At 67.0% G+C, this 14775-nt stretch carries 17 protein-coding genes; 6 read left to right on the forward strand and 11 right to left on the reverse strand.

Features of this window, described 5'->3' with window-relative positions; genetic code table 11:
* Window positions 1–168: 168 nt before the first annotated feature.
* Genes NFV80_RS14510 through NFV80_RS14545 form a run of 8 tightly spaced genes read right to left on the reverse strand, consistent with a single transcriptional unit; the run spans window position 169 to window position 6960 of the window.
* Window positions 169–570, reverse strand: a complete 402-nt coding sequence (locus NFV80_RS14510; RefSeq protein ID WP_296759133.1) for a nuclear transport factor 2 family protein — start codon at window positions 568–570, stop codon at window positions 169–171.
* A 1-nt stretch (window position 571) separates the two neighbouring features.
* Complete coding sequence (locus tag NFV80_RS14515; protein WP_295329230.1) at window positions 572–1327, reverse strand: SDR family NAD(P)-dependent oxidoreductase; 756 nt, start codon at window positions 1325–1327, stop codon at window positions 572–574.
* Window positions 1328–1335: 8 nt separating this feature from the next.
* The gene (locus tag NFV80_RS14520; RefSeq protein ID WP_295329199.1) at window positions 1336–1854 is read right to left on the reverse strand and encodes a DUF3833 domain-containing protein; all 519 of its coding nucleotides are present in this window, start codon (window positions 1852–1854) and stop codon (window positions 1336–1338) included.
* Window positions 1851–3140, reverse strand: coding sequence for an MFS transporter (locus NFV80_RS14525; protein ID WP_295329201.1), 1290 nt, complete (start codon window positions 3138–3140; stop codon window positions 1851–1853). Before NFV80_RS14525 ends, NFV80_RS14520 begins: the two co-directional genes overlap by 4 nt.
* Window positions 3141–3143: 3 nt before the next feature.
* Window positions 3144–3665, reverse strand: a complete 522-nt coding sequence (locus NFV80_RS14530; RefSeq protein WP_295329203.1) for a chalcone isomerase family protein — start codon at window positions 3663–3665, stop codon at window positions 3144–3146.
* Window positions 3658–4836, reverse strand: coding sequence for a cyclopropane-fatty-acyl-phospholipid synthase family protein (locus NFV80_RS14535; RefSeq protein WP_295329204.1), 1179 nt, complete (start codon window positions 4834–4836; stop codon window positions 3658–3660). The genes NFV80_RS14530 and NFV80_RS14535 overlap by 8 nt, the downstream gene beginning before the upstream one ends.
* Entirely contained in the window at window positions 4833–5615 is a 783-nt protein-coding gene (locus tag NFV80_RS14540) for a DUF1365 domain-containing protein (protein WP_295329206.1), read from the reverse strand. The genes NFV80_RS14535 and NFV80_RS14540 overlap by 4 nt, the downstream gene beginning before the upstream one ends.
* 7 nt (window positions 5616–5622) lie before the next feature.
* A complete protein-coding gene (locus tag NFV80_RS14545; RefSeq protein ID WP_295329208.1) occupies window positions 5623–6960 on the reverse strand; it encodes an FAD-dependent oxidoreductase in 1338 nt (445 codons plus the stop codon).
* 109 nt (window positions 6961–7069) lie between these two features.
* On the opposite strand from NFV80_RS14545, the gene NFV80_RS14550 reads away from it, so the two are divergent.
* The 3 genes from NFV80_RS14550 (at window position 7070) to NFV80_RS14560 (ending at window position 8889) form a co-directional block, all read left to right on the forward strand.
* Window positions 7070–7975 (forward strand): MerR family transcriptional regulator, encoded by a 906-nt coding sequence (locus NFV80_RS14550; RefSeq protein ID WP_295329209.1) that lies wholly within the window; start codon window positions 7070–7072, stop codon window positions 7973–7975.
* A 243-nt stretch (window positions 7976–8218) separates the two neighbouring features.
* Entirely contained in the window at window positions 8219–8479 is a 261-nt protein-coding gene (gene vapB / locus NFV80_RS14555; protein ID WP_295329211.1) for a type II toxin-antitoxin system VapB family antitoxin, read from the forward strand.
* On the forward strand, window positions 8476–8889 hold the full coding sequence (locus tag NFV80_RS14560) for a type II toxin-antitoxin system VapC family toxin (RefSeq protein WP_295329213.1): 414 nt from the start codon (window positions 8476–8478) through the stop codon (window positions 8887–8889). Before vapB ends, NFV80_RS14560 begins: the two co-directional genes overlap by 4 nt.
* Window positions 8890–9024: 135 nt before the next feature.
* Here the strand turns inward: NFV80_RS14560 and NFV80_RS14565 are convergent, their stop codons facing one another.
* On the reverse strand, window positions 9025–10134 hold the full coding sequence (locus tag NFV80_RS14565; protein WP_295329215.1) for a DHH family phosphoesterase: 1110 nt from the start codon (window positions 10132–10134) through the stop codon (window positions 9025–9027).
* Window positions 10135–10332: 198 nt separating this feature from the next.
* Here NFV80_RS14565 and NFV80_RS14570 point away from each other — a divergent pair, with 198 nt between their 5' ends.
* The 3 genes from NFV80_RS14570 to arsC all read left to right on the forward strand — a co-directional run bounded on the left by NFV80_RS14570 (window position 10333) and on the right by arsC (window position 11943).
* Entirely contained in the window at window positions 10333–10971 is a 639-nt protein-coding gene (locus tag NFV80_RS14570) for a hypothetical protein (RefSeq protein WP_295329217.1), read from the forward strand.
* A gap of 260 nt (window positions 10972–11231) precedes the next feature.
* Window positions 11232–11387 (forward strand): hypothetical protein, encoded by a 156-nt coding sequence (locus NFV80_RS14575; RefSeq protein WP_295329219.1) that lies wholly within the window; start codon window positions 11232–11234, stop codon window positions 11385–11387.
* A gap of 202 nt (window positions 11388–11589) precedes the next feature.
* Window positions 11590–11943, forward strand: coding sequence for an arsenate reductase (glutaredoxin) (arsC, locus tag NFV80_RS14580; RefSeq protein ID WP_295329221.1), 354 nt, complete (start codon window positions 11590–11592; stop codon window positions 11941–11943).
* A 36-nt stretch (window positions 11944–11979) separates the two neighbouring features.
* Here arsC and NFV80_RS14585 read toward each other — a convergent pair whose 3' ends face one another.
* Complete coding sequence (locus tag NFV80_RS14585) at window positions 11980–13833, reverse strand: glutamine--tRNA ligase/YqeY domain fusion protein (RefSeq protein ID WP_295329223.1); 1854 nt, start codon at window positions 13831–13833, stop codon at window positions 11980–11982.
* Window positions 13834–13981: 148 nt separating this feature from the next.
* Window positions 13982–14775: type II toxin-antitoxin system RatA family toxin (locus tag NFV80_RS14590; protein ID WP_295329225.1), on the reverse strand; the 794-nt coding region annotated here is incomplete at its 5' end.

The raw sequence follows: 14775 nt of genomic DNA on the forward strand, positions 1-14775 counted from the left end.
ATGGGTCACTCGCGGGCGACGCAGTTTTCGCAGGTTTCCGCTGCGTGAAGCAATCTGGGAACGAAGCCACTCCTCCGGCGGCCCTCATGCCTGCGGGCATGCCGACTTGGCCAGCTTTCCCGCAGACCTGCCCGGCGATTGCCTACGGGGTTCCGCGACGGCAGCGTCTCAGGCCGCCAGGGCCCGGCGCAGGCGGCGCAGGAGAATGCCCAGAACCGGCAACTTTTCGTAGAGCTCTTCGGCCGCATCCCAGTAGTCCCGGTGGTAGGCGATGCGGCCGTCTTCGGCGAAGCGCAGGTGGGAGACGCCGCGGATACACTGTCCGCGACCGTAGCGGAATTCCCACACCAGCATCGCCGAACGATCGTCGGCAAGCCGCTCGCCGACGACGAAGCGCGGTTCTTCCACCTGCCGGAACATGTGGGCGAAGATTCGCTGAATCGCGGCAACGCCGCGCACTTCCTGGAACGGGTCCTTGAACCAGGCGTCCTCGGCGTAGAACTCCGGGAAGCGCGCCACGCTCGCCGGGGTGAGTTCCTGGTAGAAGCGGACCAGGGCATCGAGATCCATTTCAGGCTCCGGTGAAACGACGCACGAGGGGCAGGCTCCAGCGATACGGCAGGTGCGCGATGCACTTCATCAGCCGCGTGAAGCGCCTGGGGAAGTGGATCTCGAAGCCGCCGGCGGCGAAGCCCTCGACCATGGCCGCGGCGGCCTGCTCGGGAGTCTGGAGCGCCGGCATCGCGAAGTCGTTGCGGTCGGTGAGGCGCGTGGCGACGAAGCCGGGATTGACGATCCAGACGCCTATGCCCTTCGGATTGAGGTCGTACCACAGACACTCGGCGAAGTGGATCAGCGCCGCCTTGCCCGGGCCGTAGGCGAGCGCTTTCGGCAGGCCGCGGTAACCGGCAACGCTGGCGACGAAGGCGATGCCGCCCCCCGCCTCGAGCTCGCGCAGCACCGTAGCGGCAAGGCGCATGGCGCCGCGGAAGTTCACGTCGACCACTCTCTCCGCCGCGGCGAGGTCGAAATCGTCGGCGCGCATCGGCACGTAGTCGCCGGCGAGATAGACGACGAGATCGAGCCCTCCCCAGACTGCCTGCAGGCCCCGATGGGCGGCCAGCAGACTCGCCGCATCGGTGGCGTCGGCGGGCAGGATCAGGGCACCCTCGATGCCCAGTTCGCCCAGCCTTTCGCGGTTGCGCGCGCTGAGCGCGAGGCGGGCGCCGCGCGCCGCCAGCGCCCGCGCGAAGGCGGCACCGATGCCGCTCGAGGCACCGACCAGCCAGACGCGCCTGCCCTGCCAATCGACGATCCTCGGGTTCATCGCCATGGCTAGCGCTTGACGAAGGTGAGCGTCACTTCGCCGAGGCGGAAGCCCCACTTCGACATGTACGAGCGGTTGAGCATCACCTTGTCGTCGATCAGGAACATCCAGTCGTCGAAATCGACGTGATAGGTCTTGCCATCTACCGGCAGCGCCAGGACGTAGCGCCAGCGCAACGCGTTGCCGGCCACCTCGCCCATCGCCTCACCGACCACGTCGTCGGCCGTACCGCGAAAACTGCCGTCGGGCTGCTTGTGCAAGGTCCAGACGCGGCGCGAGGTGCTGCCGTCTGACCACTGGAAGCGTTCGTCGAGGACACCCGTGTCGCCCTGCCACTGCGCATCGATGACGACATGGAAGCGCTTCTTCACTTCGCCGGAGCGGTCCTGGAACATTCCCCAGGCGTCGACGCTGCCATTGAGGTAGGTCTTGAGGTCGAGCGCCGGTTGTTCGGCGCGATAGTGGTCGACACCGGCACCGGCACAACCGGCGAGGCCGAGCGTGAGGACAGCGAGCATCCTTTTCATTTTTCGATCTCCAGGGTGGAACGCCAGCGCCAGAGCAGCCACGCCGCCAGCGCCTTGCAGGCGAGCGGCAGCAGCGCGTAGGCGAAGACGAGCGCGGGCAACCCGCTTGCGTTTCCCGGCGAATAGCCGAGTACGGACAGCAGGGGCAGGGCCAGACCGGCAGCGAGCGCGAGGTTGAGCTTGGCGACGAAGTTCCAGACGCCGAAGCAGGCGCCCGTCTGGCGCATGCGTTCGCCGATGTCGGCAGCAATGGCGGCCGGCAGGGCGAGATCGGCGCCGAGCGCAAGTCCCGACGCCAGGCAGATCGCGGCGAAGGGCCAGAGGTCGCCGCTTCCGAGCAGGCCGGCGCCGGCGAAGGCCGCGATCGAGAGCAGCATGGCGAGGAACCAGGCGGCGACACGTCCGCGGATCGCGGCGATTCTCACCCAGAGCGTCAGCGAGGCGGCGCCGGCGACGAAGTAGAGCGCGAGCAGCGGGCCGCTGGCGGATTCCCGTTGCAGGACGTCGGCGACGAAAAAGAGGAAAAGCGTGGCCGGCAGCGCCGAGGCGAAGCCGTTGACGACGAAGACCAGCAACAGCCGGCGGAAAGCCGGTTCGGCAAGCACCGCGCGCGCGGCCTGCCACCACGGCTGGCTAGCGGCCGGCGATGGCCAAGGCACGCTGTCTTGCAGCCCCTCTCGCGGGTCGGCGCAGCCGGCAGTGGTCGCCGAGCGGCGCCCAGCACTGCCGAAACGCGAGAACGTGACCAGCGCGGCGACCAGCAACAGCGGTGGCAGCACCCAGGACAGCCGCTCGACGCCGACCGCGAAATCCGCTGCCAGCACCGACGGCAGCACCGCGGCGAGCACCACGCCGAGCAGGCCGAAACCTTCGCGCGCCGCGGTAAGGCGGGTGCGCAGGCCGGGACTGTCGCCAATATCCGCCCCCCACGCCTGATAGGCCACCGTCGCCGCCGAATAGCCGAGGTAGGTGAGCGCCAGCGAGCCGAGCAGCCAAGGCGCCGCTGCGCCAGCGGGCGGATGCAGCAGCGCGACGAAACCGGCGGCGAAGGGCAGCAACGCGACGGCGACCATCGTCGGGCGCGACACGCGGTCGGCGAGCGCGCCGAGCCAGGGATCGATACCGGCATCGAGCAGGCGCGCGCCGAGCAGGATGGCGCCGAGCAGCGCCAGGTCGATGCCGGCCGTTTCGGCGTAGTAGCGCGGCAGGTGCACGTAGATCGGCAGCGCCGCGAAGGCGAGCGGCAGGCCGAGCAGGCCGTAGGCGAGCACGCGCGCGTGGCTCATCGTTCACACTCCCGGCTGCTGCAGCAGCGCGGCCCGCAGTTCGGGTGCGCTGCTGCGCGAATCCAGCCAGATGCCGAAGAAGGCGCGCGCGAAATCGGGATCGTCGATGCCGCCGAGTTCGCGTCCGTTCTGCACGAACAGCGCGCCTTCCTGCCGGTAGTGGCCGATCAGGTGATCGCCAGCCTTCACGTCGGGGAAGATGCGCGCCAGCCGCCCGCCCCACGCGCGCAGCCTTGCCTCGTCGGCGACCGTTCGGCGCATTTCGCGGACGCTCGCCGCCACGAGGTCGGTGCCGCTGATGTCGCGTTTATAGTCGAGCCGCAGCAGCAGGGGCGGCTGTTGCGGATCGTCGCCGGCCCACAGCGTCGCCTCGTAGATGAGGAAGCCGAAGCGGCGGAACTCGCCGCTGCCCCAGCGGCGCAGGTTCGCCGGCGCTTCGCTCGCCGCGATGCCGGAAAAGGGCCAGGCGGGCCAGGCGGGCCAGGCGGCAAGTGCCAGCAGCAGCGCGCGTCGTTTCTCAAGCATGGCAAAGCTCGAACTGGACGACATCGATGCTGCCGGCCAGGAAGCCGGCCTCACAATAGGCGAGGTACAGCCGCCACAGACGGCGGAAGCGGGCGTCGAAACCGAGCGCCTCGATCTGCGGCCAGTTCGCCTCGAAGGCCCGACGCCACTCCGCCAGCGTGCGCGCGTAGTCGCGACCGAAGCGGAACTCGTCGCGCACCGCCAGCCCCTGCTTCGCCGCCGCCTGCCGGAACGCCGCGCGCGAGGGCAGCATGCCGCCGGGGAAAATGTACTGCTGAATGAAGTCGGTACCGCGCCGGTAGCTGGCGAAGAGGTCGTCGCGGACGACGATGCTCTGCACGACGGCACGTCCGCCCGGTTTCAGCGCGCGCGCGATGGTCCGGAAATAGGTCGGCCACCAGCGCTCGCCGACGGCCTCGAACATCTCGATCGAGACGACGTGGTCGTAGCATTCGCTGACGTCGCGATAGTCCTGCAGGCGAAATTCCGCCGTTGCGACACGCCGCCGCGCCCAGTCGAGCTGCGCCGGCGAGAGCGTCAGGCCGGTCACCTGCAGGCCATCGGCCGCCGCCATTTCGGCGAAGCCGCCCCAGCCGCAGCCGATCTCGAGCACGGTCTCGCCGGGCCTGGCGGCGAGCCGGCGCAGGATGCGACGGTACTTGGCACGCTGTGCAGCGGCGAGGTCATTGCCAGCCGCATCGAGCGCAGACGAGTAGCTCATCGTCTCGTCGAGCCAAAGGCGGTAGAAATCGTTGCCGAGGTCGTAGTGCGCCATGATGTTGCGGCGGCTGCCGGTGCGGCTGTTGCGGTTCGCCCAGTGACGCAGGCGCGCCGCGAGAAGCGCCCGCCAGGAGCCATACAGCGCCTTCTTCAGCACCTCGCGGTTGTTCGCCAGCAGGGTGAGCAGGCCGGTCAGATCGGGCGTATCCCAGTGGCCGTCGACGTAGGCCTCGCCAAAGCCGATGTCGCCGCGTGCCAGCACCGCGCAGAAAACGGCCTCGTCGGCGACCTGCAGTGTGGCGACCGACTCGCCGGCGCCGAACAGATGGTTCGTGCCGTCGGGCAGGCGGACTTCCAGCAGGCCGCCGCGCAAGCCTTCGAGCAGGCCGAGGACGGTGCGCGTGTCGCGGGAAAGCCGCGGCATCGCGCCGAGCGTGAGGGTGTTTTTCATCGGTGGGGTTCCTCGATGGGTCGGGTTGGGGAAGGCAGGGTGGGCCGCGCGCCGACGAAGGGAACGCGCTTGCTCCAGAGCCGCAGCGCCTGCCAGTGAATGCGCGCGATCACGCCGAAGGTCAGGAACGGCATGCGCAGGAACGTGGCGAGCAGGGTCGACTCGCGCCAGGGTAGTCGGACGCCGCTGATCGAGGTCAGCAGCAGTGGGCCGGCGGACTTGCCCGCGTCGAAATAGTCGATGTGGGCGACCGCCCGCCGATCGCTCAGCCGGAAGCGGAAGCGATACTCTCCCTGTACGTCGCAGAAGGGCGAAACGTGAAACGCCTTGGCGCTGCTCAGGACCTGGCCGTCACGCAGTGGCGAGCGATCGGGATTGAACAGCAGATAGTCGTGGTGACCGCCGAAGGTGTTGTTCACTTCGGCCAGCACGGCCACCAGTTCCCCGGCGCGGTCGTGGCAGTACCAGAAGCTGACCGGGTTGAAGACGTAGCCAAGCACGCGCGGGAAGGTCTGCAGCAGCACCTCGCCGTCGGCCGGCAGGCCCTGACGGCGCAGCAGCTCGCGTATCCAGGGCAGCAGCGGGCGACCGTCGCGCGGCCCGTGGTCACGCTGCCGGAGGCTCATCAGCCCCGGCCGGTCGATGCGCAGGATGGCGTTGCCCGACTCGGCGAGACGCGTGAGCGGCAGCTGGACGCAGAACACCGGGTAGACGAAGGCATGCACGATTGGCCGCAGGCGCCGGTGCATGACATGGCCCACGATCAGTTGCGGCTGCATGGCGCGCTCAGGCCGCGGCCAACGCACGCGGCGCGGCACACTCCCCGCCTTGCCAGGGCGCGAACACCCCGAGGCGATTGGCGACCAGCAGCGCCGAGCGCAGACCGTCCTCGTGGAAGCCGTACCTGCCCCAGGCTCCGGCGAGCCAGAGACCATGCTCGCCCTGGACGCTGGCGAGCCGCTGCTGGGCGGCGATCGCCGCTCCGTCGAAGATCGGATGGTCGTAATCGAACCAGGAGACGACCTTGGCCGGGTCCGGCGCGCGCGCCGGATTGAGCGTGACGATCACCGGCGTCGCGAACGGTAGCGGTTGCAGGCGGTTGATCAGGTAGGAGACGCCGACCGGCTGCTCGCCGATCTCGCCGCTGCCGGCGATGTAGTTCCAGGCCGACCAGAGTTTCTCGTCGCGCGGCAGCAGCACGCGGTCGGTGTGCAGCACGGCCCGGTTGGGCTGGTAGCGGATCGCCGCCAGCACCTCGCGCTGGCCGGCACTGACCGCGCCGCCGGCGATCGCCAGCGCCTGATCACTGTGGCAGGCGAGCACGACCTGGTCGAAACTCTCGCTGCCACCCGCGTGCCGTACGTGCAGGCCACAGGCCTCGCGCTCGATGCACTGCACCGGACAGGCAAGGCGGACATCGCGCAGTCGTTCGGCGATGCGCCGCACATACTCGCGGCCGCCGCCCTGCACCGTGCGCCATTGCGGCCGGTCGAAGATCTGCAGCAGGCCGTGGTTGCCACAGAAGCGGAGGAAGGTGGATAGCGGCATGTCGAGCATCTGCCCGGTCGGACAGGACCAGATCGCGGCCGCCATCGGCAGCAGGTACCAGTTGGAGAACGCCTCGGAGTAGCGGTTTTCGCTCAGGAACTGGCGCAGGCTGCGCCCGTCGTCGGCCGGCGCCGCCAGCCAGGCCTGGCTCTCGCGGTGAAAGCGCAGGATGTCGGCGAGCATCGCCCAGAATTGCGGTCGCAGCAGGTTGCGCTTCTGGCCGAAGACGGTGGCGAGATTGCTGCCGGCCCATTCCAGCTCCGGATTCTGCAGACTCACCGAGAACGACATCTCCGTCGGCACGCTATCGACGCCGAGCAGGGCGAACAGGGCAACCAGGTTCGGGTAGGTGCGGTCGTTATAGACCAGGAAGCCGGTATCGACGGGATGGGTCTTGCCGTCCAGCGTCAGGTCGACGGTGTGCGTGTGGCCCCCCAGATAGGAGCCCGCCTCGAACAGCGTGACCTCATGGTCGTCGGAAAGCAGCCAGGCGCTGGCCAGGCCGGAAATGCCTGCGCCGACGACGGCGATGCGCTGCCGGCGCTGCAGATGATCGTTGCGTGCAGGGCTGTTCATGACGCGCTTCCTCTCTCTGTTTGTCCTGGACAAAAATCAATTTTGTTCGTACGATAGCGATCAGATCGTCGTCTGTCAAGGTTTTGACGAACATTCGTACAGGACAAAAATGAGCGAATTCACTTACAACATTGCCGCCGTCGAACGTGATACCGGCTTGTCCAAGGACGTGCTGCGCATGTGGGAACGCCGCTACGGCTTTCCGATGCCCGAGCGCGACGGTAATGGCGACCGCCTCTATTCGACCGAACAGGTGGAGCGGCTACGACGGATCAAACGCCTGATGGATCAGGGCCACCGGCCGGGCAAGCTGATCGCGACTTCCCCCGAGGAACTGGCACCGCCGCGCCGGGTGGGCGCCGGCCCGGTCGCACCACAAGACCCCGATTCGGAACTCGAAGACTTGATCGCCGTCATTCGGCAGCACGCGGGTGGCGCCTACCTGCAGGCGATGCAGCAGCGCCTGGCCCGCCAGGGCCTGCAACGATTTGTTCAGGACACGGTGGCGCCGCTCGCCCAACGGATAGGCGACGCCTGGGAGCAGGGGCGGATCGAGGTGTTCGAGGAGCATCTGTTCACCGAACTCACCGTGCGCCTGCTGCGCCAGACGATCGCCGCTCTGCCCTCCGGCGATCGGCCCCGCATCCTGCTCACGACGCTGCCCGGCGAACAGCATGTGCTGGGGCTGCTGATGGCGGAAACGCTGTTCGCCCTGGAGGGGGCCGAATGCATCGCGCTCGGTACGCAGACGCCGCTGATCGACATCGGCCGTGCGGCCGCGGCGCATCAGGCCGACATCGTCGGCCTCTCCTTTTCGATCCACTTCCCGTCGCGTCCGCTTCCTGGCCTGCTGACGCAGTTGCGCGCGATGCTCCCGGAGCCGATCGAACTCTGGATCGGCGGCCGTGGCGCAGCGCAGCTCGCGCCACGGCCCGGGGTCCATCGGCTTCTCGATTTCGACGACGCGATCGCGACACTGGCCGGATGGCGAAGCGTACGGCACCCGACACGATGACCTTTGTTCGCCACCAGTTTGAGGACGGGCGGGCAACGGCCAGGCGCAATCGGGGGAGCCGGCGAACGCTTCGTCATCCGTGCGCCGATCATGGGCGGAAGACGTCCTCCGCGGCTGGCCGACAGCGAAGGGAGGGCGTTCATGCCCCGCGCGAAAAGTCGGGGTAGCGGCGACATTCCTTGCCATGCACCAACGCTCGGTATGTATTTTGATACATACTCATCTGCCCCTGCCGAGGCTGCCATGACCACCACCGCAAAGCTCTTTACCACCGGCCGCAGCCAGGCCGTGCGCCTGCCGAAGGAATACCGGTTCGAGGGGACCGAGGTCTTCATCCGGCGTGATCCGGATTCCGGCGATGTGGTGTTGTCCCGTCGGCCGAATTCGTGGACAGACTTTTTCGCGTTCTACGACACGACCGAGATTCCAGCCGACTTCATGAACGAGGCCGATCGCAATCAGGGCGAGCAGTCGCGTGACCCTTTCACCGGAACCGAGGGATGACGATCGACCTGCTGGATACAAACGTTGCCAGCCACGTCATTCGGGGCGATATCCCCCGCGTCTCGGAACGTCTCGCGGCGCTACCGATGAGAGACGTTGCCGTGTCCGTCATTACGGAAGCCGAACTTCGCTACGGGGTCGCGAAGCGCGGTCATCCCCCAGGCCTGGCGACGCGCGTGAAGGAGTTCCTGATTCGGGTCGAGGTACTGCCCTGGACGCAGGAGGTTGCGCGCGTTTATGGCGACCTGCGTGCCGCGTGCGAGGCCGCCGGTGTAACACTGGCAGCGATGGACATGATGATCGCGGCACACGCCAGGGCCGTCGGCGCCATCCTGGTGACAAGGGGTCGTGCCTTTGGCCTGGTGCCCAATGGCCTGACCGTGCAGGACTGGACCGTCGCCCGGACTTGAACCTTCCGGGCAAGAGGCAGCATCACTGGCGCGACGACGAGCGGGCAGTCGCCGACGACTTGCTTTCCGCCCTCCCGCCGACAACACGAGCAGGACGGCAGAATGCGCCTCGTTTTCCGCGCTGGCGGATTTTCGTTACGAGTTGGAGGTCTCGCGGAAGAAGCTGTCGAGCACGGGCTGCAGCTTCTTGCGCGAGTACGACTCGTTGTGCTGGCGAAAGAAGGCCACCTGCGCGCTGGCCGCGGGGGTGCCGGCGGTCAGGGGAACGAGGCCGAGGTCGCTGGCGCACAGAAAGGTCACGAGCTTTCGCTGCTGCTCGGCGCTGCGCGAGAAAACGACGAGTTCGCGGCAGAAGTGCGGCGCGGTGTACGCGTTCATCGCGATCAGTACGTCGAGCCCGCGCCTTCGGGAATAATCGTCCAGCCCCGCGACGAGTCCCGGGTCCTTCTGCGTCCAGTCGGCGATCGGCAGGAGCACCGAGCTCACGCCGTAGTTGATGCTGCCGGCGCGATAGTCCTTGTAGTCCTTGCGCAGCAGGTCGGCGGTGTCGAGCGCGGCGACATTGAACTTTTCGAACTGGACGCGCTGGAACAGCCCGTCCGGTTCGTCGCGGCAGACGGCGATCAGTCGCTGCGCTGTCTCCCTGTCCTTGATGGTGACGCGCCCGGCTTGTTCGTCGAGGTTTACCGTATCGAGGAGGATCGTGCCGAGGAGCAGTCGCGCCCCATCCGCCGGGAGCGCTTGCGGCAGGTCACGCAGGATACTCTCGGCGACGAGCGTGGCGCACGAGCCGACACCTTCGATCGTCTGTTGGGCGTGGGGAAAGAGGCGTTCATCGGCATGGTGATCGACGATCGCCGATACCGCGTCGGCAAACGCGGCGAACGCCTTGCCGAGCCGGTTGTGGTCGACGAGCACGAGATCGAGCCGGCCGGCAGCGTGCAGGGCTGCGAGATCGAGGTCTTCGGCGAAGACGAGTTCCGACTCGGGCAGACCCGCGGCATCGAACAGGTAGAGGGCTTCGGTGCGGAGCCGGAAATCCTCGTGCGGAATGGGAATCAGCGGAAGGCTGGCGAGCGCGGCGTCACGCTCGCCCAGGTACCAGGCAAACATCACCGCCGACACCATCGAGTCCAGGTCGGCCGCCTCGTTGCCCATCACCACCCGAACCTTCCCCGACTGCGCCCGGGCGCGCGCGCGGAGGAGTGCCTGCCGTACTCGCAACATGCCTGTGCTGTCGCTCATCTCCGCCTCCGCTCGCTGCCTCGATCGGTGGATTCTCCTGCAGAACCCCGCCCACTGCAAACGATGCTGCCGGCAATGGCGTCGGCAGGCGATTCCCGAGTGCGCAGGGACTATGATGTGTAAACGCAGATCGCGCCGCGAGCGTTGCCGCTTGTCGGGCGCATCGCCCATCCATAACCAGCAGAGCAGGAGGTCAGCATGGTCAACGAATTCGCCAGGAATGTCGCCACCTCGGCCGAGGAGGCAGCGCGGATCGCCCCGCGCGCGGAATTCCGCGTCTTTGGCAGGAACATCATCCGCGGCGTTCAGGAGAGGATGTGGAACGGCAGGACCATCCTCGGTCAGGCGCGGACGATGCCGCCTGAAATCTATTTCCTTTCGCGGCATACCGATGAGGCCAACGTCAAGGTCCGCGACGACCTCCTCGACATCAAGGTCAAGGTCGGCGAGACGGCCGACGGCTACGAAATCTTCCAGCCAAGGGGCAAGTTCAACTTCCCGGTCGACCGCGAGGCGCTGTCCACCATCCTCGCCAGCCTGCGGACAGACGCGCCGCTGGCCAGTGCGACCTGCCGCTTCCAAGACTTCCTGGCCATGACGAAGGCGAATCCCGATCTTGCCGCGGTCACCGTCGAAAAGATCCGTTATGGCTTCACCATCGACGGCATCGTCTGCGAATACGCCAAGGTCTGGTTCAACGGCGCATTGCTCGAATCGGCCTGCGCCGAGAGCGAAGACTACGGTGGCCTGAAGACCGTCGTTGAGGAGCTCGGCCTCGCTGTGATGGCCAACACCAACTACCTCAAGGCGGCGAAAACCGTCGTCGGCATGCGCTGAAGCCCACCCTCGCCGGCCGGAAGCTGGAAGCGAGGACGGCCGGGCGCGCTTCTACGCCGAGTGGGAGTCGCTCGCAGCGCGTCTGCGCAAGCTGCTCGCCGAGATCCAGGGCCGCATCGGACGCGCCAGCCTGCCGGCCGGAATCGTGTGGAGGGGGCTGCCGGCCGCGATCGCGTGAATCAGGTGCCCGGCGGGCGACCCGCAAGGAAGACGTCGCAACGGCCCGATACCCTGCAAATTTGCATCATCGGTTAAAAGGTATGTACGCGCGACTCGCCACCGGCCGTTCATGCCAGATCGCCCAGCAGTTCCCCGCCGTGCTGATTCTCGGCGCACGCCAGGTCGGCAAAACGACGCTGGCGCGCGCGATCGGCCGCCGCGGTTTCGCTTCGGCGATCGACTGGCTGCCCGGGTGACCGCAGTGACGGCCGGCGTTACCCTCGCCCGACGCCGCACAGCCCGCCGCACGGGACATGAAGGCATTGCGATTCTCGCAGACAGTTCCCGACATTCCATGCTCGATCGTTTACCATTTCGCTCAAGCAACGGCCCACCGTGCGCCGGAATGCCGACGATGAAGACCACAACGACGATGGGATGTAATGGAGAGGAACCCGCATGAGTGAAGCGCCCGTCCGCATTTACCACAACGGGCGCTGCTCGAAGAGCCGCGCCGCGTGCCAGCTGATCGCCGAAAAAGGCGTCACCGCCGAGATCGTCGATTACCTGGCGACGCCGCCGAACCGGGAAGAACTGCGCGCGCTGCTGCGCATGCTCGGCATGCGTCCCGGCGAGCTGGTTCGCCGCGGCGAAGCCGTCTTCAAGGAGCACTACGCGGGACGTTCGCTGAGCGACGAGGAATGGCTGGACGCACTCGTCGCGCATCCGATCCTGATCGAGCGGCCGATCGTCGTGCGCGGCGAGCGGGCGGTTCTCGGGCGGCCACCCGAAAAGGTGCTGGAGCTGCTGTAAGAGGTCGCTCGGCCCCGGCGAGCGGGGCTCGTTCGATCAGCCGCCGCTCTGACGCTGTCCGGGTCTTGCCGCCCACGAATCACGGAGCGTCACCGTGCGGTTGAACACCGGCGCACCCTCCCGCGAATCGACGCGATCGGCGACGAAGTAGCCGTGGCGTTCGAACTGGAAGCTCTCTTCCGGTCGGGCGCCTTTCAACGCCGGTTCGAGCCACGCCTGGATCACCCGGATGCTGTTCGGGTTGAGGTCGTCGCGGAAGTCGCGCTCCAGATCCTCGGGGTCGCCCTCGCGGCGGGCGCCCGGCAAGGCAACGGCGAACAGACGGTCGTACAGGCGCACCTCGGCGGGGCAGGCGTCGGCCACCGAAACCCAATGCAGGTTGCCCTTGACCTTGTAGTTGTCGGCACCCGGCGTGCCGCTCTTCGAATCCGGCAGGTACTCGCAGTGCACCGCGATGACCTTGCCGTTCTCGTCGTGCTCGCAGCCGACGCAGCGGAGCACGTAGGCGTAGCGCAGGCGCGCGAGGTTGCCGGGATACAGGCGATGGTAGCCCTTGCTTGGCTCTTCCATGAAGTCCTCGCGCTCGATCCACAGTTCGCGGCCGAAGGGAATCGCCCGCTTGCCGAGTTCCGGCTTGAGCGGATGGTTGGGCGCCAGACAATCCTCGCTTTCGCCGGCCGGGTAGTTGTCGATGATCAGCCTGAGCGGGTCGAGCACGGCGACGCGACGCTCGGCCGATTCGTTGAGCACTTCGCGCATGGTGTCTTCGAGTTGCGTGTACTCGATCAGCGATTCCGAGCGCGATACGCCGACGCGTTCGGCAAACAGGCGGAAACCGGCCGCCGGGTAGCCGCGACGACGCGCGCCGACGAGCGTCGGCAAACGCGGATCGTCCCAGCCGTTGACGTGCCCCTCTTCGACCAATTGGATCAGCCGGCGCTTCGAGAGCACGATGTAGGTGAGATTGAGGCGAGAGAACTCGATCTGCTGCGGCAGCGGCCGCTGCAGCAGACCGCCCTCGGCCAGGCGTTCGAGCACCCAGTCGTAGAACGGGCGCTGGTCGGCAAATTCGAGCGTGCAGATCGAATGCGTGATGTTCTCAAGCGCATCCTCGATCGGATGCGCGTAGGTGTACATCGGGTAGACGCACCAGCGGTCGCCGGTATTGTGATGGCTGGCGTGGCGAATGCGGTAGATCGCCGGGTCACGCAGGTTGATGTTCGCCGATGCCATGTCGATCTTGGCGCGCAACACATGGGCGCCATCGGCGAATTCGCCCTTCTGCATGCGCCGGAAGAGCTCCATGTTTTCCTCGACGCTGCGCTCGCGGAATGGCGAGTCGATACCGGCCTCGGTGAGCGTGCCACGGCTGCCGCGCATTTCTTCGGCGCTCTGGCTTTCGACGTAGGCGTGTCCGCTGGCGATCAGATACTCGGCGAACTCGACCATCCAGTCGAAATAGTTCGAGGCGAAGTACAGGTTGTTCTCGCCCGCCGCCTCCCCGGTGGCCGCCTCGTCCCAGGAAAAGCCCAGCCAGCGCACGGAATCGATGATCGAATCGACGTACTCCTGCTCCTCCTTCTCGGGATTGGTGTCATCGAAACGCAGGTGACACCGCCCGCCGAAATCCTGTGCCAGCCCGAAGTTGAGGCAGATCGACTTGGCGTGACCGAAATGCAGGTAGCCGTTCGGTTCGGGCGGGAAGCGCGTGCGGATCCTCGCCGGATCCAGCGGACCGGCAAGTTGCTGCGCCGCCGGGCCGGGGCGGCCGGACCAGCGACGGGCGGCGTGCTTGCCGGCTTCCAGGTCGGCTTCGATGATGTTGCGGATGAAGTTGGTACTGGCGGCTGCGGCCGGGATTGCCGCCGGGCTTCTTGGCTCCTTGCTCACGATGCAGTCCTCGATTCGGGAAGGCTCGCATTCTAACCGCCCATGCGGACAAATCCGCGAGAATTGCGCGCGCCGGGCAGCGGCGAATGGCTGGCCGAAGCCATCGCTGCCGGGTGCCGGGCGTGCGCCAGAGCCTGTCGCCGGACGTTCAATCGTACCGTCGGCCGCGCTCCGCTCCGTTTTCCGGTACGCCCGACCGGGCAGCGAGGGCTTGCGCCCTGGCCTCGAACGCACCGACCATGCTGGCCGCCATCGGCAGCACCAGCATTTCGATCACCGGCGTGAGAAACAGCGAGCGTGTCCTGCAATCGAGCACGAAATCGACGTGACAGTGATTTTCTCGCACCGCCGAGAAGGTCCAGCGAATGTCGAAGCGGCAGAAGGCGCGATCGTCGGAAAGGACGCGGATGCTGCGCGGGCGCGAGAGTTCGGTGCGCGTGCGAAAGCGATGCACCAGTCGGCCGAAAGCCAGACTCTGTTCGGTTTCGTAGGCATCCTGGTAGCGGTTGACGATCCGCGCGTCGCGCACCAGGGGGACGAACTCGGGATAACGCTCGACGTCGGCAACGATGTCGAACAGCCACTCGGGTGGCAAAGCAATGGCACGGCTCTCACGGTGGGTTGCCATCGACCTCCCGCCCTTGTTTTCGCCGGCTTCCAATCGAAGCTCGCCAGCGCACATCGCACGAAAATGGGCCGGACACCGCCCCCGGTCGTCGTCCATCCCCTCGCAGCAGTGGCGATGATAGCAACACCGCCGCTCTGCGACGAGAGGCAAATTTCGCCGGGTCGCCGGTTCTCCGCTCTGGCCGTCCCTCCCCGGCGCCGCGAAGGCGACGCCGATGTCGGGTAGAATGCCCTCACCATGAGCGACCAACAACATCACCACGAGCACGACGAGCACGACGAGCACGACGAGCACGACGAGCACGACGAGCACGA

The organism is Accumulibacter sp. (genome assembly GCF_023806565.1).
In the GTDB taxonomy this organism is placed as follows: Bacteria; Pseudomonadota; Gammaproteobacteria; order Burkholderiales; family Rhodocyclaceae; genus Accumulibacter.